The organism is Streptomyces sp. NPDC017246 (genome assembly GCF_044331325.1).
Classification (GTDB): Bacteria; Actinomycetota; Actinomycetes; order Streptomycetales; family Streptomycetaceae; genus Streptomyces.
Window position 1 is genome coordinate 15,648 of the sequence record NZ_JBIRMW010000001.1, and the last position, 19,984, is coordinate 35,631.

Annotated in this window: 19 protein-coding genes; 11 read left to right on the top strand and 8 right to left on the bottom strand. The window is 72.6% G+C overall.

Translation table 11 applies throughout. The features are described from left to right. The first annotated feature begins 250 nt into the window (after window positions 1-250). The 3 genes from ACH4MY_RS00060 to ACH4MY_RS00070 all read left to right on the top strand — a co-directional run bounded on the left by ACH4MY_RS00060 (window position 251) and on the right by ACH4MY_RS00070 (window position 3,445). Entirely contained in the window at window positions 251-2,395 is a 2,145-nt protein-coding gene (locus ACH4MY_RS00060; protein WP_397995222.1) for a PIG-L family deacetylase, read from the top strand. A gap of 106 nt (window positions 2,396-2,501) precedes the next feature. Next, the gene (locus ACH4MY_RS00065) at window positions 2,502-3,002 is read left to right on the top strand and encodes a pyridoxamine 5'-phosphate oxidase family protein (protein WP_397995224.1); all 501 of its coding nucleotides are present in this window, start codon (window positions 2,502-2,504) and stop codon (window positions 3,000-3,002) included. An 11-nt stretch (window positions 3,003-3,013) separates the two neighbouring features. After that, complete coding sequence (locus ACH4MY_RS00070) at window positions 3,014-3,445, top strand: VOC family protein (protein ID WP_397995227.1); 432 nt, start codon at window positions 3,014-3,016, stop codon at window positions 3,443-3,445. On the opposite strand, the gene ACH4MY_RS00075 is transcribed toward ACH4MY_RS00070, so the two are convergent. Continuing rightward, the gene (locus tag ACH4MY_RS00075) at window positions 3,442-3,990 is read right to left on the bottom strand and encodes a GNAT family N-acetyltransferase (protein WP_397995230.1); all 549 of its coding nucleotides are present in this window, start codon (window positions 3,988-3,990) and stop codon (window positions 3,442-3,444) included. The genes ACH4MY_RS00070 and ACH4MY_RS00075 overlap by 4 nt on opposite strands. A 267-nt stretch (window positions 3,991-4,257) precedes the next feature. After that, the gene (locus ACH4MY_RS00080; RefSeq protein WP_015033133.1) at window positions 4,258-5,619 is read right to left on the bottom strand and encodes a glutamine synthetase family protein; all 1,362 of its coding nucleotides are present in this window, start codon (window positions 5,617-5,619) and stop codon (window positions 4,258-4,260) included. A gap of 293 nt (window positions 5,620-5,912) precedes the next feature. Between ACH4MY_RS00080 and ACH4MY_RS00085 the strand changes: the two genes are divergently transcribed. The 4 genes from ACH4MY_RS00085 to ACH4MY_RS00100 all read left to right on the top strand — a co-directional run bounded on the left by ACH4MY_RS00085 (window position 5,913) and on the right by ACH4MY_RS00100 (window position 8,272). Then, window positions 5,913-6,290: a hypothetical protein gene (locus ACH4MY_RS00085; RefSeq protein WP_397995233.1), complete on the top strand. Its 378-nt coding sequence runs from the start codon at window positions 5,913-5,915 to the stop codon at window positions 6,288-6,290. Window positions 6,291-6,363: 73 nt separating this feature from the next. Then, window positions 6,364-7,011, top strand: a complete 648-nt coding sequence (locus tag ACH4MY_RS00090) for a DUF3105 domain-containing protein (protein ID WP_397995236.1) — start codon at window positions 6,364-6,366, stop codon at window positions 7,009-7,011. A gap of 17 nt (window positions 7,012-7,028) precedes the next feature. After that, window positions 7,029-7,673 (top strand): DUF305 domain-containing protein, encoded by a 645-nt coding sequence (locus ACH4MY_RS00095; RefSeq protein WP_397997317.1) that lies wholly within the window; start codon window positions 7,029-7,031, stop codon window positions 7,671-7,673. A 179-nt stretch (window positions 7,674-7,852) separates the two neighbouring features. Continuing rightward, window positions 7,853-8,272 (top strand): CBS domain-containing protein, encoded by a 420-nt coding sequence (locus ACH4MY_RS00100; RefSeq protein WP_397995239.1) that lies wholly within the window; start codon window positions 7,853-7,855, stop codon window positions 8,270-8,272. Here ACH4MY_RS00100 and ACH4MY_RS00105 read toward each other — a convergent pair. Next, on the bottom strand, window positions 8,257-9,063 hold the full coding sequence (locus ACH4MY_RS00105) for an alpha/beta fold hydrolase (protein ID WP_397995241.1): 807 nt from the start codon (window positions 9,061-9,063) through the stop codon (window positions 8,257-8,259). The genes ACH4MY_RS00100 and ACH4MY_RS00105 overlap by 16 nt on opposite strands. Then, window positions 9,060-9,884, bottom strand: coding sequence for a DUF998 domain-containing protein (locus tag ACH4MY_RS00110; protein WP_397995244.1), 825 nt, complete (start codon window positions 9,882-9,884; stop codon window positions 9,060-9,062). Before ACH4MY_RS00110 ends, ACH4MY_RS00105 begins: the two co-directional genes overlap by 4 nt. Window positions 9,885-10,124: 240 nt before the next feature. Here ACH4MY_RS00110 and ACH4MY_RS00115 point away from each other — a divergent pair, with 240 nt between their 5' ends. Next, window positions 10,125-11,885, top strand: coding sequence for an NAD+ synthase (locus ACH4MY_RS00115; RefSeq protein ID WP_397995247.1), 1,761 nt, complete (start codon window positions 10,125-10,127; stop codon window positions 11,883-11,885). On the opposite strand, the gene ACH4MY_RS00120 is transcribed toward ACH4MY_RS00115, so the two are convergent. The 4 genes from ACH4MY_RS00120 to ACH4MY_RS00135 all read right to left on the bottom strand — a co-directional run bounded on the left by ACH4MY_RS00120 (window position 11,851) and on the right by ACH4MY_RS00135 (window position 16,929). Next, the gene (locus tag ACH4MY_RS00120) at window positions 11,851-13,104 is read right to left on the bottom strand and encodes an MFS transporter (protein WP_397995249.1); all 1,254 of its coding nucleotides are present in this window, start codon (window positions 13,102-13,104) and stop codon (window positions 11,851-11,853) included. The two genes, ACH4MY_RS00115 and ACH4MY_RS00120, sit on opposite strands and share 35 nt — an antisense overlap. A gap of 81 nt (window positions 13,105-13,185) precedes the next feature. Continuing rightward, window positions 13,186-14,208: an endonuclease/exonuclease/phosphatase family protein gene (locus ACH4MY_RS00125; protein WP_397995252.1), complete on the bottom strand. Its 1,023-nt coding sequence runs from the start codon at window positions 14,206-14,208 to the stop codon at window positions 13,186-13,188. A gap of 198 nt (window positions 14,209-14,406) precedes the next feature. Continuing rightward, entirely contained in the window at window positions 14,407-15,192 is a 786-nt protein-coding gene (locus ACH4MY_RS00130; protein WP_397995254.1) for a TetR/AcrR family transcriptional regulator C-terminal ligand-binding domain-containing protein, read from the bottom strand. A 69-nt stretch (window positions 15,193-15,261) separates the two neighbouring features. Continuing rightward, window positions 15,262-16,929, bottom strand: a complete 1,668-nt coding sequence (locus ACH4MY_RS00135; RefSeq protein ID WP_397995257.1) for an MFS transporter — start codon at window positions 16,927-16,929, stop codon at window positions 15,262-15,264. A 232-nt stretch (window positions 16,930-17,161) separates the two neighbouring features. On the opposite strand from ACH4MY_RS00135, the gene panB reads away from it, so the two are divergent. The 3 genes from panB (at window position 17,162) to ACH4MY_RS00150 (ending at window position 19,968) form a co-directional block, all read left to right on the top strand. Next, window positions 17,162-18,025 (top strand): 3-methyl-2-oxobutanoate hydroxymethyltransferase, encoded by an 864-nt coding sequence (panB, locus tag ACH4MY_RS00140; RefSeq protein WP_397995260.1) that lies wholly within the window; start codon window positions 17,162-17,164, stop codon window positions 18,023-18,025. 99 nt (window positions 18,026-18,124) lie between these two features. Continuing rightward, the gene (locus ACH4MY_RS00145; RefSeq protein WP_397995263.1) at window positions 18,125-19,117 is read left to right on the top strand and encodes an ATP-binding cassette domain-containing protein; all 993 of its coding nucleotides are present in this window, start codon (window positions 18,125-18,127) and stop codon (window positions 19,115-19,117) included. Beyond that, on the top strand, window positions 19,114-19,968 hold the full coding sequence (locus tag ACH4MY_RS00150; RefSeq protein ID WP_397995266.1) for an ABC transporter permease: 855 nt from the start codon (window positions 19,114-19,116) through the stop codon (window positions 19,966-19,968). The genes ACH4MY_RS00145 and ACH4MY_RS00150 overlap by 4 nt, the downstream gene beginning before the upstream one ends. Window positions 19,969-19,984: the final 16 nt, after the last annotated feature.

Consider the following 19,984-nt stretch of genomic DNA (forward strand, 5'->3'; position numbering starts at 1 on the left):
CTATCCGGAGCCGTGGACGGGGGCGTCCAGGCCTTCGGTTCGCAGCGGATCACACGTGATGTCTCGCACATTGATCGCTTTTCAAGGCCGATGAACCGTATTTCTTGAAAGTCCGTCTTGCTCGGGGCGGACACTTCCGCCTGCCCGAACCCGTACCGACCGCCGCCCGGATCCGTCCCGGACGCCGCCCGGACCCGTCCCGATCCCTGCCCGGACTCCGCCGAACACCGTCGAAAGCGCGCCACCGAACATGCCCGTCCGCCTCCGCCGCCGTCACCTCCCGTCCCGCCGGCCCCGCCGCAGGACCGTCTCCACGGCCGTGACGGCCGTCCTCGTGGGCGGCACCTTCGCCGGGCTGCTCTCGGTGACGGCCGCGCCGGGGCCCTCGACGGCGCAGGCCGCACCGGAGACCGGGGCGGGCACCGCCGGGGCGAAGGCGCCGTCGAAGGACCCGGCGCGGGCCGAGACGCCGGCTCCGCGCGGTTCGGCGAAGCTCGTCCCGGCGCCGCGCCCCCCGGCCGCGCCGAAGCCGAAGGTCCGCACCTCCGTCGTCCAGGTCGTGGCCCACCCCGACGACGACCTGTACTTCATGAACCCGGACGTCTCCCAGTCCCTCCGCTCCGGCACCCCCCTGGCCGCCGTCTACCTCACGGCCGGCGAGTCAGACGGCGTCAACGCCCGCCCGCACGACGCCGCCGACACCCCGGCCGACAAGGCCGGCTACGCCGAGGCCCGGCAGAACGGCATCCGGGCCGCGTACGCCGAGATGGCGACCGGCAGCCGGACCAGCCCGTGGGAGCGGACGGCGATCCCCACGGCCGGCGGCGCGACGGCCGAGATGGACACCCTGCGCGCGAAGCCGCAGGTCAAGCTGGTGTGGCTGCAACTGCGCGAGGCCGGCTCGATCAGCGACGACCGCCCGCACAGCCTCAACGGCCTCTGGCACGGCCGGATCGGCGCACTGGAGTCGCAGCGCTCCTCCGGCACTCCGGTCACCGCCGACTTCACGTACACGAAGGACCAGGTCGTCGCCACGATCGCGGGGCTGCTCGACCGGTTCCGGCCGACCTTCGTCCGCATGCAGGACCCGAGCCCCGGCACGTACCCGGAGACCGGGAAGCTCCGGGACCACCAGGACCACCTCTACGGGGCGAGGTTCACACAGGCCGCGCTCGCCCGGTACGCGGAGGCGCCCGGGCATCCGCACGTCGGCGTGCAGAACTACCTCGGCTACCCCACCACCGTCCTGCCGCACACGCTCGACCCCGAGACGGCGGGCGCGAAGCTGAGGACCCTGAAGACCTACGCCTGGCTGGACGGCGTCAACGACTGCGGGACCGTCTCGGGCTGCGGTGACCTGAAGGTCGCCGCGCGGCCCGCCGGACGGGGCTGGACCGCGACCGTGCGGTACGCCCGGGGCACCTCCACCTCCTGGGTGCAGCGGGACCCGGACGGCGGGCTGCACGCCTTCACCGTCCTCGACGGACACCTCGCGACCTGGCGGAAGCCGGCGGACGGCGGCGCGTGGCGCGGCCCGGCGCTGCTGCCCGGCGGCGGCCTCGACAGCGGGGTCACCTCCGTGACGCGCCCCGACGGACGGATCGCGGTCTACGGCACCCGGACGGTGCTCGCGGACGGCCCGGACGGCTACCGCCGGGAGGTGGTGACCACCGCCCAGACGGCGCCGGGCGGCGCGTTCGGCCCGTGGTACTCGCTCGGCACGCCCGAACGGGACGACGCCGCCGGCACCTCGGACATCAGCGCGCCCGCCGTGACCGTGGACGGCGACGGCCGGGCGACGCTGCTCCTGCGGGACAGCCTGCACCGGCTGACCGCCCGCGAGCAGCGCGCGGACGGCGGCTGGGGGCCGTGGCGGGTCCTCGGCGGCGAGGACGTGTACGGCGACCCGGTCGCCGCGACGGACGGCGCCGGGCGGACGTACGTCTTCGCGAGCACCCCGGACACCGTGCTCGTGTGGGCGGGGCAGCGCCCCGGCGGGCCGCTCACGGGTCCCGTGCGGACCGGACTCCCGCCGACGACCCTGGCGCTCAGCGCGAGCCAGGCGCCGGACGGCGACGGGGTACGGCTCTGGTTCCGCAAGCCGGCCTCCGGCGACCTGCGGAGCGCCGACTTCTCCGGCGCGGGCCCGGTCTCCCCGGTCACCGAGCTGCCGGGCGGGGTCGCCGGATTCGGCCCGGTGAGCGGCGGCGACGGACTGCTCGCGGTCCGGTCGCGGACCGGCTTCCTGGCGACGGCGCCACACGGCAGGGCCGGAGCGCGGCCCGTGTGGACGCTGGAGCGGTTCCTCTTCTCGGGGGCGCCGGACGCGGGGACGGACGGGGTGGCGGCGATAGGCCTGGACGGTCGGCTGCACTGGACGCCGACGGTCCGATGAGTTCCGCGGGTCCCCGCGGTCTTCCCTGGTGGACGCCGAAGCAGGCGCACGCACGCACGTACCCGTGGACACGACTCCATGGGCGTACGCGACGAAGGGAACGGCGATGAACCCGCAGACTGCCCTCGACCCCCGGTACAGCGACGACAAGGCGGGCGCGATGCCCTGGCCGGACGCCGAGGAACGGCTCGCGGCGGCCGAGGTCTACTGGCTGACGACCGTGCGCCCGGACGGCCGCCCGCACGTGACCCCGCTGATCGCCGTCTGGTCGCGGGGCGCGCTCCACTTCTGCACCGGCCCGGACGAGCGCAAGGCCCGCAACCTGACGGACAACCCCTCGGTGGTCCTCACGACGGGCACGCCCACGCTCGGCGAGGGCCTCGACCTGGTGGTCGAGGGTGCCGCGGCCCGGGTGACGGACGAGGACCGGCTGCGGGCGCTGGCGGAGGCGTACGTGGAGAAGTACGGGGAGGAATGGCGATTCGAGGTGCGCGACGGGGCGTTCGTGGGCGACGGTGGTACGGCCCTGGTGTTCGCGGTCGCGCCTCGCACGGCCTTCGGCTTCGCCAAGGGCGAGCCGTTCGGCCAGACCCGCTGGCGTTTCTGAGGAGACCCCCCATGAACTGGACCCTGGAAGTCGTCCCGGTCCCCGTCACCGACCTGGACCGGGCGAAGGACTTCTACGGCGAGAAGTGCGGCTTCACGGTCGACCTGGACGACGAGGTCGCGCCCGGCACGCGGATCGTGCAGCTGACGCCGCCGGGCTCACGCTGTTCGCTGGCCCTGCTGAGCGAGATGCCGGCGATGCCGGGCACGAAGGAGATGACGCCGGGCACCCTCCAGGGCCTCCAGTTCTGTGTCACGGACATCGAAGCGGCACGGAGCGAACTGGTCGCCCGGGGGGTCGAGGTCTCCGCGATCCGGCACGTGGGCGCGACGGGCTGGGAGGACGGCAAGGGCGGCACCTGGAACTCGTTCATGACGTTCGACGACCCGGACGGCAACGGCTGGGTGGTCCAGGAGGCCCCGTCGGAACTGTCGGAGCGCTAGAAGGTGCCGCGCCGATCGCCGTGCGCCCGGCCCGATCGGCAGGACGCCTCCTGGAACCCCCGATAGAAGTGGCGGAGCCTGGCGTCCTCCGCCACGCACACCATCCCGGCGGCCTCCATCACCCGGTGCGAGCCGACGTTGCCGAGGTCGGCGTCCCCCTTCACCCCGGCGACACCGGCCCGCCGCGCGATCTCGACGAGCGCCCGCAGCGCCTCGGCGGCGTACCCCTGCCCGCGCACGGCGGGCACGACCCCGTACCCCACGGTCACGACCCCGATCTCGTCGGGCGGCCCGTGAAACCCGATGCCCCCGACGGCGACGCCCGTGTCGAGCAGCCGTAGCTCATAGGCCCCGAACACCCCGGGATCCCCGGACTCCCCCCACACCCGCAGGAACCCCCTGGCTCCGGCGACATCCCCGTCCGCGGGATACCCGGCGCCCCACCGATCCCCGTCGGCCGGCTCCCCGGCGACGATGCGCTCGGCCTCGCCCACGGTCAGCGGATGCAGGAGAAGTCGCGCGGTGGCGACGGGTGTGATCCTCACGGGCGCAGTCTGAACCGCCCGCCGCACCCCGGGCAACGCGTTTCACCCCACGAGGAGCCGCACCACCGCGACCGACGCGCGCCCGCCCGCCGAGTGACACGCACCGACCCGCCACCGGCCTCTGACAGCGCCCGGTTCGCCGCCGGACGGCCCGGGGCCGGCCCGGGCGTGGGAGACGGCTCGGGCGTGGGAGACGGCTCGGGGCCGACGGTTCGTCACCGTCGGCCCCGAGTCACGCTTCCGGGGTCGACCCGGTCCGGCCTGCGCCTACAGCACCGGCAGGTTCTTGCGGAGTTCGAAGGCGGTGACCTCCGAGCGGTACTCCTCCCACTCCTGCTTCTTGTTGCGGAGGAAGAAGTCGAAGACGTGCTCGCCGAGGGTCTCCGCGACCAGTTCGCTCTTCTCCATCAGGGCGATCGCCTCTCCCAGGTTCTGCGGGAGCGGTTCGATGCCCATCGCGCGGCGTTCCGCGTCGGAGAGGGCCCAGACGTCGTCGTCAGCGCCGGCCGGGAGTTCGTAGCCCTCTTCGATGCCCTTGAGGCCGGCGGCGAGGAGGACCGCGTAGGTCAGGTACGGGTTGGCGCCCGAGTCGATGGAGCGGACCTCGACGCGCGAGGAACCCGTCTTGCCCGGCTTGTACATGGGGACGCGGATGAGGGCGGAGCGGTTGTTGTGGCCCCAGCAGATGTACGAGGGGGCCTCGCCGCCCGAGCCCGCCGTGCGGGACGAGCCGCCCCAGATGCGCTTGTACGAGTTGACCCACTGGTTGGTGACCGCGGAGATCTCGCCCGCGTGCTTCAGCAGGCCCGCGATGAAGGAGCGGCCGACCTTGGAGAGCTGGTACTCGGCGCCCGACTCGTAGAACGCGTTCCGGTCGCCCTCGAAGAGGGAGAGGTGGGTGTGCATGCCCGAGCCCGGGTAGTCCGAGAACGGCTTCGGCATGAACGTCGCCTGGACGCCCTGCTCCAGCGCCACCTGCTTCATGACCAGACGGAACGTCATGATGTTGTCCGCCGTGGACAGGGCGTCGGCGTAGCGGAGGTCGATCTCCTGCTGGCCCGGCGCGCCCTCGTGGTGGCTGAACTCCACCGAGATGCCCATCGATTCGAGCATCGTGATCGCCTGGCGGCGGAAGTCCATGCCCACGTTCTGCGGGGTGTGGTCGAAGTAGCCCGAGTTGTCCGCCGGGGTGGGGCGGGTGCCGTCGAGCGGCTTGTCCTTCAGGAGGAAGAACTCGATCTCGGGGTGGGTGTAGAAGGTGAAGCCGAGGTCCGAGGTCTTGGCCAGGGCCCGCTTCAGCACGTAGCGCGGGTCCGCGAACGAGGGCGACCCGTCGGGCATCAGGATGTCGCAGAACATCCGGGCCGTGCCCGGCGCCTCGGCCCGCCACGGCAGGATCTGGAAGGTGCCCGGGTCGGGCTTGGCGATCATGTCCGACTCGTATACACGGGCGAAGCCCTCGATCGCGGAGCCGTCGAAACCGATGCCCTCGTCGAAGGCCTGCTCAAGCTCGGCGGGCGCCACGGCCACCGACTTGAGGAAGCCGAGCACGTCGGTGAACCACAGACGTACGAAGCGGATGTCGCGCTCCTCGAGCGTACGGAGCACGAATTCCTGCTGCTTGTCCATTTCCACACCCATCCTCGCTGGTCAGGCCGCCTGCTCCCACCGCCTCGGCAACATCGGGGGGCACCTGAGCATCCCACCACATGGTTTCGCGCACGTTGCACACCCATAGTGCCTGCTCCGGTGTGACTCAGGTAACGCGGGAAGGCCCGCGTCCGGGTGTCGGTCCACCGCTCCGCCGCCCGCCCGTCGGTACCGAGTGGTACCCCGTTCGGCCCACGGAGGGCCCGCGCACACTACGATCTCCGCCCATGGGGGCCCCACGGCTCGTACGCCCGTCCCGGCACGCGCGTCCCATGGCACTGGTGAGTGCCGTGGCGACGCTCCTCGCCGCGCTCTTCTTCTGTCTGGGGTCCGGGCCCGGGAACCATCACGAGCCCGCCGGAGCGCAGGCGGACGCGCGGGCGGCCGGCGGCGCGACCTCCCTCGCGCCCACCGTGACCGGCACCGAGGCGGTCGCCGTCGAGTACGTCTGCCCGTACGACCGCGACGGCTGCTCCCTCTTCCCCTCCCTCTCCCCCGCGGTGCTCAGCGCGCCCCCGCTCGACCCTCCGCCGCAGGCGGCGGGCGGCCTCCCGCGCCTCGACCCGCCGTCCGGTGACGGCCCCGCGCGCCGTTCCGGCGCCCGTCCTCGCGCGCCGGACCTGCACGTCCTTCAAGTTCTTCGGACGTAGCGGCGGCGGGCGTCCCGCCCCCGCACGTCCGCCCCCGAACTCCACCCCATCCCTGAAGAAGGACGACATCACCATGGCCGCCAACCGCTCCGCCAACGCCGACCGCCGCGCCCGAATAGAGGAGATGCGCCGCGCCGAGCAGGCGCGTGAGCGCCGCAACCGCTTCGTCACCATCGGCGTCTCGGGCGTCGTCGTCCTGGGTCTCGTCGGTTTCGGCACCTTCGTGCTGCTGAAGAAGTCCGACGAGCAGGACCAGAAGGACGCGGCCGCGAAGGCCCCCATCACCGCGGAGAAGTCCTGGGACGCCGCGAAGCTCGGCCGCAACCACGTCGAGACGGCCGTGAAGTACGACATGAAGCCGCCGGTGGGCGGCGACCACAACCCGGTCTGGATGAACTGCGACGGCGTGGTCTACAAGAAGGCCGTCGCCGAGGTGAACGCCGTGCACTCCCTGGAGCACGGCGCCGTCTGGGTGACGTACAACAAGAAGGCCGCCGCCGGCGACGTCAAGAAGCTGGAAGAGAAGGTCGGCAAGACCAAGTACACGCTGATGAGCCCGGTGGACGACCAGGCCGGCGCGATCATGCTGTCCGCCTGGGGCAAGCAGGTCACCGTGGACGACGCGAGCGACCCCCGCATCGACGCCTTCTTCACCAAGTACGTCCAGGGCCCGCAGACCCCCGAGCCGGGCGCCGCCTGCACCGGCGGGATCGCGCAGTGACCGGGGACGAGGACGTCCTGCCGGCCCCGGCGCGGCGGCCGAACCGGACGCGGTGGGCGGCGGTCACCGCCGTCGCGCTCGCCCTGCTCTTCGCCGGGGGCGCCGTCACCGTCGCCTCCGCCGAGCGCGACGAGGCGCCGCGGACGCCCGCGTCCCTCTCCGCGGACGCCGGCTTCGCCCGGGACATGTCCGTCCACCACCAGCAGGCCGTGGAGATGTCGTTCATCGTCCGGGACCGCACCCGGGACGAGGAGGTGCGCCGCCTCGCGTACGACATCGCCAACACCCAGGCCAACCAGCGGGGCATGATGCTCGGCTGGCTCGACCTGTGGGGGCTCCCCAAGGTCGAGTCCGGCGTCGAGCCGATGACCTGGATGGGCATGGGCGGCTCCGGTGACACCGGTCCGCTCGACGGGGCGCTCATGCCGGGCATGGCGACCAACGCCCAGCTGGACGAGTTGCGCCGGGCCAGTGGCCGCGAGGCCGAGATCCTGTACCTGAAGCTCATGACCGAGCACCACCGGGGCGGGGTCCACATGGCCGAGGGCTGTGTCCAGAGGTGCTCGGTGGACATCGAGCGCAACCTCGCCCAGGGCATGGTCGACGCCCAGAAGTCCGAGATGCTGCTGATGGCGGACATGCTGAAGAAGCGTGGTGCCTGAGGCCGGTCGACGGCCTCCGCGGCCCCCGTGACCCGCGCGGTCACGGGGGCCGCGGCATGCTCCGGCGCGGCGCGGCGGCGGGGGCGTGCGCGACAAGTCGCGGCGGTCGTGCGGGGCGCCGACAATGGGTGGGCTCGGGGACATACGTGTGACCGCGTTCGACGAAAGGTGCGCACCTCATGACCACGGCGAAGGACATCATGCACCCCGGGGCCCAGTGGATCCCGGCACACGAGACGCTCGACCGCGCCGCGCAGATGATGCGCAATCTGAACGTGGGCGCGCTGCCCATCGCCGACGAGAACGAGCGGCTCTGCGGCATCCTCACGGACCGCGACATCGTGATCGGCTGTGTGGCCATGGGCCACGATCCCGCGAAGATCACCTGTGGCGAGATGGCCAAGGGCACCCCGCGCTGGGTCGAGGCGGACGCCGACGTGGGCGCCGTCCTCGAGGAGATGCAGGGCCACCAGATCCGGCGGCTGCCCGTCATCGAGGGCAAGAGGCTCGTCGGCATGATCAGCGAGGCCGATCTGGCCCAGCATCTCTCGGACGAGCAGATGCAGGCGTTCTGCGCGAGCGTCTACGCCTCTTCCTGACCGGGGCGCAGCACCGCCCGGGCCACCGCGTCCGGACGGTCCAGCATGACCAGATGGCCCGACGGCACGGCCGCCTCGTAGGGGGCGCCGAGCCGCCGGGCCAGCGCGCGTTGGCGCCGTTCCCAGCGGGCGGAGCCGTCGGGGGCGGCGAGGACGGTGACGGGGAGGCCTGGCGGGAGCGGGTGGCTGGTGCGCAGGGCGAGGAGTTCGGCGGCGACGGCTCCGTACCGGGCGTTCTCCAGGAGGGTGCCGCGCAGCACGCGTGAGGTGCGGTAGACGCGGCGGACGAGGGTGGCGGGGGCCGGGTCGTGGCGTACGGCCGCGCGGCGCACGGCGGGGCCCAGGGCGGCGGGGAGGCCGGCGGCGGCGAGGGCGGGGCCGAGCAGGTGCGCCAGGGCGGCCGTACGGGAGGGGCGGGGGTGCTCCTCCACCGACGCGTCGACGAGCACCAGGCCGGTGGTCCGGTCCGGGTGGAGCCGGGCGAAGGCCTCCGCGTGGAATCCGGCGATCGAGTGCCCGGCGACGGTGGCGGGCCCGGCGAGCCCCAGCGCGTCGAGGAGGGCGGCGATCCGGTGGGCCTCGCCGGCGGCGGTGGGCGGGGCGGTGGCCGGTTCGGAGAGCCCGTGTCCGGGGCGGTCGAAGCGGACGACCGTGCGGTGCGGGGCGAGGAGCGGGACGACCGGGTCCCAGTCGAACCAGCTCAGGCCGAGTCCCGCGCTCAGGACGCAGACGGGGCCCGTCCCCTCGACGACGACGTGGTGGGCGGCTCCCCCGACGCGTACGAAGGTCACCGCTCCTCCTCGGAGACGGCGAGGGTGCACGCGAGGACCGCGAGCCAGACCGCGACCAGGAGCACCTGGAGCCGCTGGCCCGCCCCGAGGGCCCAGGTGCCCTTTCCGGCCTCGAAGGCGGCGACGGCGGCCAGGGTCCAGAGGGTGGCGGCGAGCTCCACGGCGACGAGGGCGGGGCCGGTACGGGCGAGGGGCCGCCGGCGGTCGTGGCGGCGGGCGGCCGTGGTCAGGGCGATGAGGGCGACGAGGGCGGCGGTCATGGCCAGGCCGGAGCTGACGGCATGGGCCGTATGGGTGAGGGGTACCCGGCCGGCGGCCTCGCGCGCCGCGCAGGCGAGGTCGGCGGTGGCGGCGCAGCTGAGCGGGAGCCGCGAGTCGGCGACGGTGGCGGCCCCGAAGACGGCGAGCGCGATCCAGCCGACGAGTGCCCAGGGTTCGTGGGAGGGGCGGGGGGAGCCGGAGGCGTGGTGTCCCCGCGTCTCCGTCGGCCCCGGCGTCTCCGTCGGCCCCCGCGCCTCCGTCACCTCCGTCGGCCGCCTCGCCTCCGTCACCTCCGTCACCCCCGTCACCCCCGTCACCTCCGTCGGCCGCCGCGTCCCCAGGAGCCCCTTCACCGCTCCCGCCAGGACCAGCGTCCCCGCCACCAGGTCGGCGGACCGGAAGAAGCCGCCCAGGGGCTGGTCCGCCGCCGCCAGTTCGGAGACGTACGTCCGGACCGGGTCGAGCCCGGTCCCGACGAGCACTTCGAGGATCCAGGCGGTGTACGCGAGCGCTCCGAGGGCCAGCAGGGCGGCCGAGGCTCGTGTCTTGTGTCCGGGCATGATGGGTCCGACGCTACGGCGTGCCGGGCGGTCGACGGTGGTCGGACCGGTCCGGCGTGGCGGCCCGGTCCGTTTCTGCCGGGCCGTCAGCGATGGTCGTGGGGGCATGGCCGAGGTGGCGGGACGGCCCCGTACGTCGCAGGGCGGGCGTCGGCGGAAGGCCTCGCGCCCCGCCCTCCGCGACCGCCTCCGCAGCCGTTTCCCAGGACATCGCGTCGGTCTGACGATTACACTGGGCGGGTGCCTCAACTACGCCTCGCCCTGAATCAGATCGACTCGACCGTCGGAGACATCGCCGGGAACGCCGAGGCGATCGTGCACTGGACCCGGCACGCCGCCGGACAGGGCGCGCATCTCGTCGCGTTCCCCGAGATGGCGCTGACCGGATACCCCGTCGAGGACCTCGCGCTGCGCTCCTCCTTCGTCGAGGCGTCCCGCACGGCCCTGCGCGGCCTCGCCCGCCGGATCGCGGACGAGGGCCTCGGGGAGCTGCCGGTCGTCGTCGGTTATCTGGACCGCTCCGAGCGGGCCGAGCCGCGGCTCGGCCGGCCCGCCGGCTCGCCCGAGAACGCCGCCGCCGTGCTGTACCGGGGCGAGGTGGTGCTGCGCTTCGCCAAGCACCACCTCCCGAACTACGGCGTCTTCGACGAGTACCGCTACTTCGTCCAGGGCGACACCCTGCCGGTCGTCCGGGTCCACGGGGTCGACGTGGCCCTGGCGATCTGCGAGGACCTGTGGCAGGAGGGGGGCAGGGTCCCGGCGGCGCGCAGCGCGCGGGCGGGGCTGCTGCTTTCGGTCAACGCCTCGCCGTACGAGCGGGACAAGGACGACTCGCGGCTCGACCTGGTCCGCAGGCGGGCCCGGGAGGCCGGGTGCGTCACCGCGTATCTGGCGATGACGGGCGGCCAGGACGAGCTGGTCTTCGACGGCGACTCGATCGTGGTGGACGCGGCGGGTGAAGTGATCGCGCGCGCCCCGCAGTTCGTCGAGGGCAGCGTCATCCTGGACCTGGAGCTTCCGGCGGCGGACCCGGCGGCCCCGGAGGGGGTGGTGGACGACGGGCTGCGGATCGATCGCGCGGTGCTCTCGGAGGAGCCGCTGCCGTCGTACGAGCCGGAGCTGACGGGCGGTTACGCGCACCGGCTCGACGACGACGAGGAGGTGTACTCGGCGCTGGTCATCGGGGTCCGCGCGTATGTCGCGAAGAACGGTTTCCGCTCGGTGATCGTCGGCCTCTCCGGTGGCATCGACTCGGCGCTCGTCGCGGCCATCGCCTGCGACGCGCTCGGGGCGGAGAACGTCTACGGGGTGTCGATGCCCTCCAAGTACTCCTCGGACCACTCGCGCGGCGACGCGGCCGAGCTGGCCCGCCGCACCGGCCTCCACTACCGCACGGTGTCGATCGAGCCGATGTTCGACGCCTACATGGGCTCGCTCGGGCTCACCGGCCTCGCGGAGGAGAACCTCCAGTCGCGGCTGCGCGGCACGACGCTGATGGCGCTCTCCAACCAGGAGGGCCATCTCGTCCTCGCGCCGGGCAACAAGTCCGAGCTGGCGGTGGGCTATTCGACGCTGTACGGCGACTCCGTCGGCGCGTTCGGGCCCATCAAGGACGTCTACAAGTCGACCGTGTTCCGGCTCGCGCGCTGGCGCAACAGTGCGGCCGAGGAGCGCGGCCAGACCCCGCCGATCCCGGAGAGCTCGATCACCAAGCCGCCCAGCGCCGAACTGCGCCCGGACCAGGTCGACACGGACTCGCTGCCGGACTACGACACCCTGGACGCGATCCTCGCCCTGTACGTGGACCAGGACCGGGGCCTCGACGAGATCGTGGCCGCCGGCTTCGACGCGGAGCTGGTCACACGGACGCTGCGGATGGTGGACACGGCCGAGTACAAGCGGCGCCAGTACCCGCCGGGCACCAAGATCTCGGCGAAGGGCTTCGGCAAGGACCGGCGCCTGCCGGTCACGAACCGCTGGCGGGAGGCCCCGGCCGGCTGACGGCCGGTTCGGTTTCCCGCCCGGCCGCCCCGAGGGGGCTTCCCGCGACCACGCGGGAGGCCCCCTTCCGCGTACCGCCGTCGCGGTCGAGGAGCCCCGCGACCGCCGCGACCGCCAGGCCGACGACCGTGAGTCCCGCGCCGACGAGCGCCGGCGAGGTCCAGCCCCAGCCGGCGGCGACGGCAGCGCCGCCCGCCCAGGCGCCGCCCGCGTTGGCGAGGTTGAAGGCGGAGTGGTTGGAGGCGGAGGCGAGCGTGGGGGCGTCCTTGGCCTTGTTCATGACGAGCATCTGGAGCGGGGTGGTGGTCATGAAGCCGACCGCTCCGAGCACCACCACCGTGACCAGGGCGAGCCAGGGCACGTGGACGGTGAAGCGGAAGGCGACCAGGGTGAGGACGAGGGCGCCGAGCGAGCCGTAGAGGGTCGGGCGGAGCGCCCGGTCGGTCAGCGGGCCCGCGGCGAGCGCCCCGCCGGTCATGCCGAGGCCGAAGAGGGCGAGGACGACGGTGACGGTGGAGTCGCCGAAGCCCATCACCTCGGTCGTCATCGAGGCCAGGTACGCGTAGACGGCGAAGACGCCCGCGAAGCCGAAGACGGCGGTGAGCAGGCCGAGCAGCACCTGCGGGCGGCCGAGTGCGCGCACCTCGCGGCCGAGGCCCTGGCGCCCGTCGACGGGGACGTGCGGGACGAGGCGGGCGAGCGCGGCGATGGCGAGCAGGCCGATGACGGAGACGACGAGGAAGGTGGCCCGCCAGCCGAGGTGCTGTCCGAGCAGGGTCGCGGCGGGTACGCCGAGGATGTTGGCGACGGTCAGGCCGAGGAACATCGTGGCCACCGCCCGGGCCTGCCGGCCCTCGCGGACGAGCCGGGCGGCGACGACCGCGCCGAGGCCGAAGAAGGCGCCGTGCGGAAGCCCGGCGAGGATCCGCCCCGCGATCAGCCAGCCGAAGCCGGGGGCGAGCGCGGAGGCCAGGTTGCCGACCGTGAAGAGGGCCATCAGCAGGAGCAGCATCCGCTTGCGCGGGATGCGGGAGCCGAGGGCGGTGAGCAGCGGGGCGCCGACGACGACGCCGATCGCGTACGCCGAGACGAGGTACCCGGCGGTGGGGACGGAGGTGCCGAGGTCGTCGGCGACCTGCGGGAGCAGGCCCATCATCACGAATTCGGTGGTGCCGATGCCGAAGGCGGAGACGGCGAGCGCGAGCAGCGCCAGGGGCATGGGTGGAGCCTTTCCGGAAGATAGTTCTTCAACGGAACAAAGGCTCTCAGATCTTTTCTTCCCGGCTCCCCGAGGGGTGGCTCACAGCTTCACCCGGGCCGCGATCGGGAGATGGTCGCTCTTCGTCTCCGGGAGGGCCCAGGAGGACATCGGCTCGACGCCCTTGACCATGATCTGGTCGATGCGGGCCATCGGGAACCCGGCGGGCCAGCTGAAGCCGAAGCCGTCGCCGGCCGCGCCCTGGGTGGAGCGGAGCTGCGAGGTGACGGCGTTGAGCGCGCGGTCGTTCATGGTGCCGTTGAGGTCGCCGAGGAGGATGATCCGCTCGTGCCGGTCGTCGGAGATGGCCTCGCCGAGGACGTTCGCGCTGACGTCGCGCTGGCTGGCGGTGAAGCCGGCGTTCAGCTTGACCCGGACGGACGGCAGGTGGGCGACGTACACCGCCACCTCGCCCTTCGGGGTGACGACGGTGGCGCGCATGGCGCGGGTCCAGCCCATCCGGATGTCGACCGGCTGCGCGGCGCGCAGGGGCAGCTTGCTCCACAGCCCGACCGTGCCCTGGACCGAGTGGTACGGGTAGGCCTTCGCCAGGCCCTTCTCGTACGCCGGGACCATGTCGCCCTTCAGCTCCTCCAGGGCCAGGACGTCGGCGCCGGACTCGGCGAGCCCGCGGGCCGTGCCCTCGGGGTCCGGGTTGTCGGCGTTCACGTTGTGGGTGGCGACGGTCAGGTCGCCGCCGGCGGAGGACTTGTCGGCGACCAGCCCGCCGAAGAGATTCAGCCAGACCACGGCCGGCAGCAGCAGGGCGATCAGGGCGGTGGCGGAACGGCGCAGCAGGGCGAGGACCAGCAGGACCGGGACGAAGAGGCCGAGCCAGGGCAGGAAGGTCTCGGTGAGACTGCCCAGGTTGCCGATCCGGTTGGGGATGTCGGAGTGGAAGACCATCAGGAGGGTCAGGGCGACCGCGAACAGCGCGAGGACGATGCCCCGGCGCCAGATCCCGCGGTCGCGGCGGAGCCCGTCGAGGGCGGTCCGGAAGCGGGAGGCGGGAGGCTCGTTCCCCGTGCCGCCCTGCTCGGTCTCCGTCATGTCCACCCGCGCCATCGCCCGTCCTCACTGCCTTGCTGCCGTGCTGCCTTGCTGCCTGCTCCGTGACCCGACGTCGACACTAGGCGATGACGGGTCCGTCGTACGTCCCGAGGGACGACACCGGTGGCGTGGCGGGTTCCTGCAGGTGGCGCGTACGGGCGGGCTGTGACAGAACGCGCACATTTGGCCCGGGATCCGGGCCTTCGCGGGGAGTCAGGGGCGCGGGCGCAGCCCCTCCATCACGGTGTCGACGACCCGCTCGGCGAGGCCGGGCTCCAGGGAGGAGCCGGGGCGGATGACGGTGCGCAGGAGCAGCGGTCCCGTGAGGAGGTCGTTGACGAACTCGACGTCGAGGTCGTCGCGGATCTCCCCCTGTTCCATCCCGCGCCGCACGGTGTCGAGGCCGAGGCGGCGGCGCGGTTCGATGACGGTGAGGTGGTAGGCCTCCCACAGCCGGGGATACAGCTGCATCTGCGCGAACACGTTGTGGAGCACGCTGGAGGTCCGCTTGGCGATTCCGCGCTCGCGCAGCGACTCCAGGAGGACGACCAGGTCGCCCCGGACCGAGGTGCCGGGGAGCACGGGGTCCGGGGGTTCCACCGAGCGGAGCAGGTCGACGAAGAGCTCCTCCTTGCCGGCCCAGCGGCGGTAGATGGTGGCCTTGCCGACCCCGGCGGTGCGGGCGATCCGCTCGATGGACAGCTCGGCGAGCGGCATGCCCTCGTCAAGGAGCCCGACGACCGCGTCGAAGACGGCCCGCTCGACCCCCTCGCTCCGGGGACGACCACGCCGGGGGGCCGGCGCGTCGCCGCGGGATTCCGGGGTGCCGGGGGTTTCCGGGGTCCCGGGGGCCCCGGGGGTCCTGGAGGCCCCGCGGGTCCCGGGAGTCCCGGGAGTCCCGGAGCTTCCGGGCGTTCCAGGAGTTCCGGGGGCTCCGAAATTTCCGGGAGTCCCGGAGGTCCCGGGCGTTCCGGGGGTCCCGCCGTCCTGCCGCGACACGTGCGCTCCACTCTCGTCCGGGGTCCGGCCGCTTCCGGGGGTCCGGCCGCTTCCGGGCACTGGGGGGTTCTACCGTCGGGCCGATTCTCCCGCCTCGGAGGCGGGGCCGGGCACGGAGGCCCGCCGGGCGTCGCCCTCGGGTCCGGCGCCCGGCGCCGTGGGGCCGGGAGCGCCGGGGCCGGCGGCGTCCGCCGGCGTACGGCCCGGCAGGAAGACCGCGACCACCACCGCGCCGATCACACCGATCACCGCCGAGGCGATCGCCGTGACGTGCATGGCGTTCAGGAAGGCCTCGTACGCGGGGGCCACCAGGCCCCGGCCCTGCGGGCCGAGCTTCTCCGCGACGGCGAGGGTGGCCTCGACGGACTCGCCCGCCGTGGCGCGCAGGGCCTCCGGGACGCCGCCCAGGTGTCCCTCGATCTCCCCGCGGTACGTGGAGGAGAGCAGCGAGCCGAGGACGGCCACGCCGAGCGCGCCGCCGACCTGCCGGAAGGTGTTGTTGATCGCCGAGCCGGAGCCTGCCTTCTCGCGGGGCAGCGCCTGCATGATCGCGACCGTGACCGGCGGCATGATGTGGGCCATGCCCGCGCCCTGGAGGAAGAAGACGACCTCCAGGACCCAGACCGGGGTGGAGGCGTCGAAGAAGGCGAAGGCGGCGAGGCCGAGGGCGACGAGGAGCATGCCGACGGTGCACACGGCCTTGGCGCCGAAGCGCTCGACGACGAGCCGCGCCCGGGGCGCGAAGACCATCTGCGCGACGGCCAGCGGCAGGATGAGGAGGCCGGACTGCAGCGCGCTGTAGCCGCGGACGCTCTGCAGGTAGAAGGCGGAGAAGAAGGTCACGCCCATGAGGGCGAAGAAGACGAGCGCGATCGCGGCGACGGCGGCGGAGAACGCGGGCCGCTTGAAGTAGGTCATGTCGATCGCCGGGTGGTCGCTGCGCCGCTCGTGGAGGACGAAGAGGATCAGGACGGCGAGGCCGCCGAGGACCGGGGCGAGGACGGTGAGGTCGGTGAAGCTCGCCAGTTCGCCGCCGCGGATGATCCCGTACACGAGGAGGACGAGTCCGACGACGGAGAGCAGCACGCCCGGGATGTCGATCCGGCCGGGCTCGGGGTCCCGGGAGTCGGGGACGAGCCACATCATCAGGGCGAGGGCGAGGAGCACCACGGGCACGTTGATGAGGAAGATCGATCCCCACCAGAAGTGTTCGAGCAGGATGCCGCCGGTGATCGGGCCGATCGCGATGGCGAGGCCGACGCTGCCGGCCCAGATGCCGATGGCCTTGGGCTGCTCGTCGCGCTCGAAGACGTTCATGAGGACGGCGAGGGTCGCGGGCATGACGAACGCGGCGCCGAGGCCCATGACGGCCCGGTAGGCGATGAGCTCGCCCGGGGAGCCGGAGAGCGCGGCGAGGGCGGAGCCGATGCCGAAGACGGTGATGCCGAAGAGCAGCACCTTCTTGCGGCCGAGGCGGTCGCCGAGCAGGCCGGAGGTGAAGAGGAGGCCGGCGAAGACGAGCGTGTAGGAGTTGATCGCCCACTCCAGCTCGCTCTGGGTGGCACCGATTCCGGTGGGCGCGGGGGCGGCGATCGTCTTGACCGCGACGTTCAGGATCGAGTTGTCGAGGACGACGATCAGCAGGCTGAGCATCAGGACGCCGAGGACGGCCCAGCGGCGGCGGTGGACCGCCTCGGGGATACGGGGCGCGGCGGATGGAGAGGACGGCTGTGACATGCCCACCACCGTAAGGCAATTTCGATACGAGACCGTCTCGTATCGAAAGTCCTGACCGAGTCTTTACGTTGCGGGCGAATGAACCCCCCGCCGCAGTGAACCCCCCGCCGCCGCGCCGGTGTGAACAGCGCCACTCCGGCCCACTTCCCCGCCCGCCCGGCGAAGTGCCACCATGGATGTGGTCCGGGGACGCCGTCAGGGCGCCTCGAGATGACACAAGGAGCCGTTGACCATGACGCTTCAGGCTGCCCAGAACCCGTCCGCCGACAGCAGCAAGGCGCTGTACGGCGGCAAGGGCACACGCCGCATCACCGTCCACGACATCGCCGCGGCCAAGACCCGCGGCGAGAAGTGGCCCATGCTGACCGCCTACGACGCGATGACCGCCTCCGTCTTCGACGAGGCCGGCATCCCGGTCATCCTCGTCGGCGACTCCATGGGCAACTGTCACCTCGGCTACGAGACCACCGTGCCCGTCACGATGGACGAGATGACGCTGCTCTCCGCCGCCGTCGTCCGGGGAACCAGGCGCGCCCTCGTCGTCGGCGACCTCCCCTTCGGTTCGTACCAGGAAGGGCCCGTCCAGGCCCTGCGCAACGCCACCCGGCTGGTCAAGGACGCGGGCGTCGGCGCGATCAAGCTGGAGGGCGGCGAGCGCTCGCTGCCGCAGACCGAGCTCCTCGTCCAGGCCGGCATCCCCGTCATGTCCCACCTGGGCCTCACCCCGCAGTCCGTGAACACCATGGGCTACCGGGTGCAGGGCCGCTCCGACGAGGGCGCCCACAAGCTGCTCCGCGACGCCAAGGCGGCTCAGGACGCGGGCGCGTTCGCGGTCGTCCTGGAGCTCGTACCGGCCGAACTGGCCGCCGAGGTCACCCGCTCGCTGCACATCCCGACCGTCGGGATCGGCGCGGGCGCCGGCACCGACGCCCAGGTGCTCGTCTGGACCGACATGGCCGGACTGACCGGCGGCAAGGTCCCGCGCTTCACCAAGCAGTACGCCAACCTCCGCGAGACGCTCGGCGACGCCGCGCGCGCCTTCGCCGAGGACGTCGGCGGCGGGGTGTTCCCCGCCGAGGAGCACACCTTCCACTAGCCATCGCGGCACCACCCGACAGCCCGCCGACATCCCCCATCGGCGGGCTGTCGGTCGTCTGTCGGGGGATTGTCGGTGGCGGCTGGTCTAGTAAGGGCCATGACGCGATCACACACCAACGCCGTCGAGGTCCGGGGCCTCGTGAAGCACTTCGGCGCCACCAAGGCCCTCGACGGGGTCGACCTGGACGTACGGGAGGGCACCGTCCTCGGCGTGCTCGGCCCGAACGGCGCCGGGAAGACCACCCTCGTCCGCTGTCTCTCCACCCTCCTCGTGCCGGACTCCGGCACCGCCGTCGTCGCCGGGTACGACGTGGTGAAGCACCCCCGCCAGCTCCGCCGCACCATAGGCCTCACCGGTCAGTACGCCTCGGTCGACGAGAAGCTCTCCGGCTGGGAGAACCTGTACATGATCGGGCGGCTGCTCGACCTCTCCCGCGCCGACTCCCGCCGCCGGTCCGACGAGATGCTGGAGCGCTTCTCCCTCACCGAAGCGGCCAAGCGGCCCGCGATGACCTACTCCGGCGGCATGCGGCGCCGCCTCGACCTCGCCGCCTCGATGATCGGACAGCCGGCCGTCCTCTACCTGGACGAGCCGACCACCGGCCTCGACCCCCGCACCCGCAACGAGGTGTGGGACGAGGTCCAGCGGATGGTCTCCGAGGGCGTCACCGTCCTCCTCACCACCCAGTACATGGAGGAGGCGGAGCAGCTCGCCAGCGAGCTGACCGTCATCGACAAGGGCAAGGTCATCGCCAAGGGCGGCGTCGACGAGCTCAAGGCCAAGGTCGGCGGCCGGACCCTGAAGGTCCGCCCGGTGGACCCGGACCAGCTGGGGGCCATGGCCGCCGCGCTCCGCGAGACCGGGCTCGACGGTGTAGCCGGCTCGACCGTCGTCCCCGACGAGGGCGCGCTGTACGTGCCGATCCTCACCGACCAGCAGCTGACCGCCGTCGTGGCGCTGCTCGGCGCGCGCGGCTTCGGGATCGCCCACATCGGCACCCACCTGCCCAGCCTGGACGAGGTGTTCCTGGCGATCACCGGCGAGAAGTCCACCGTTTCCGACGAGATCAACGAGGAGGTCGCCGCATGAGCACGACCACGGTCACCAAGTCCCCCGTCGGATCCCCGAGTCCGGCCGCCGCGCGGCGCGAGCCCGCCGCCGAGGGCCGGATCGGCCTGCGGGCCAACCTGCGCCACATCGGCGCCCTGGCCCGGCGCAACGCCCTCCAGATCAAGCAGGACCCGGAGTCGATGTTCGACGCCGTCCTGATGCCGATCATCTTCATCCTGCTCTTCGTGTACGTCTTCGGCGGCGCGATCTCCGGCAAGGGCAACAACGACGTCTACGTCAACTACGTGACGCCCGGCCTGATGGCGATGATGGGCATGAACATCGCCATGGCCGTCGGCGTGGGCATCAACGACGACTTCAAGAAGGGGGTCATGGACCGGTTCCGGACGATGCCGATCGCCCGGTCCTCCGTCCTGATCGCGAAGATCGTCGTCGAGGTCGGCCGGATGCTGATCGCCACCGCGATCCTGCTCGGCATGGGATTCCTGCTCGGCCTGGAGATCCACACCTCGTTCTTCCACCTGCTCGCCGCCATCGGGCTCTCGATGGTCTTCGGAGCGTCGCTGATGTGGATCTTCATCCTGCTCGGCCTCACCCTGAAGACCGCCCAGGCGGTCCAGGGCATGGCGATGCTGGTCCTGATGCCGCTGCAGTTCGGCTCCTCGATCTTCGCCCCCACGGCCTCGATGCCGGGCTGGCTGGAGGCCTTCACCGACTACAACCCGCTGTCGAACCTCGCCGACGCCGCCCGGAACCTGATCAACGGCGGCCCGGTCGCCCACTCCGTGTGGATGACCCTCGGCTGGGCGCTGGCCATCACGGTCGTCACGGCCCCCCTGGCGGTGACCAAGTTCCGCAAGAAGACCTGAGTCCGACACGGGAGTC

Excerpts from the sequence above, each read along its gene's own strand:
- ACH4MY_RS00090 (WP_397995236.1), top strand. The coding sequence starts at position 6,364 with ATGGCCGCCAACCGCTCCGCCAACGCCGACCGCCGCGCCCGAATAGAG.
- ACH4MY_RS00065 (WP_397995224.1), top strand. The coding sequence starts at position 2,502 with ATGAACCCGCAGACTGCCCTCGACCCCCGGTACAGCGACGACAAGGCG.
- ACH4MY_RS00125 (WP_397995252.1), bottom strand. The coding sequence starts at position 14,208 with ATGGCGCGGGTGGACATGACGGAGACCGAGCAGGGCGGCACGGGGAAC.
- ACH4MY_RS00085 (WP_397995233.1), top strand. The coding sequence starts at position 5,913 with ATGGCACTGGTGAGTGCCGTGGCGACGCTCCTCGCCGCGCTCTTCTTC.
- ACH4MY_RS00080 (WP_015033133.1), bottom strand. The coding sequence starts at position 5,619 with ATGGACAAGCAGCAGGAATTCGTGCTCCGTACGCTCGAGGAGCGCGAC.
- panB (WP_397995260.1), top strand. The coding sequence starts at position 17,162 with ATGACGCTTCAGGCTGCCCAGAACCCGTCCGCCGACAGCAGCAAGGCG.
- ACH4MY_RS00060 (WP_397995222.1), top strand. The coding sequence starts at position 251 with ATGCCCGTCCGCCTCCGCCGCCGTCACCTCCCGTCCCGCCGGCCCCGC.
- ACH4MY_RS00135 (WP_397995257.1), bottom strand. The coding sequence starts at position 16,929 with ATGTCACAGCCGTCCTCTCCATCCGCCGCGCCCCGTATCCCCGAGGCG.
- ACH4MY_RS00100 (WP_397995239.1), top strand. The coding sequence starts at position 7,853 with ATGACCACGGCGAAGGACATCATGCACCCCGGGGCCCAGTGGATCCCG.
- ACH4MY_RS00110 (WP_397995244.1), bottom strand. The coding sequence starts at position 9,884 with ATGCCCGGACACAAGACACGAGCCTCGGCCGCCCTGCTGGCCCTCGGA.
- ACH4MY_RS00150 (WP_397995266.1), top strand. The coding sequence starts at position 19,114 with ATGAGCACGACCACGGTCACCAAGTCCCCCGTCGGATCCCCGAGTCCG.
- ACH4MY_RS00070 (WP_397995227.1), top strand. The coding sequence starts at position 3,014 with ATGAACTGGACCCTGGAAGTCGTCCCGGTCCCCGTCACCGACCTGGAC.
- ACH4MY_RS00145 (WP_397995263.1), top strand. The coding sequence starts at position 18,125 with ATGACGCGATCACACACCAACGCCGTCGAGGTCCGGGGCCTCGTGAAG.
- ACH4MY_RS00120 (WP_397995249.1), bottom strand. The coding sequence starts at position 13,104 with ATGCCCCTGGCGCTGCTCGCGCTCGCCGTCTCCGCCTTCGGCATCGGC.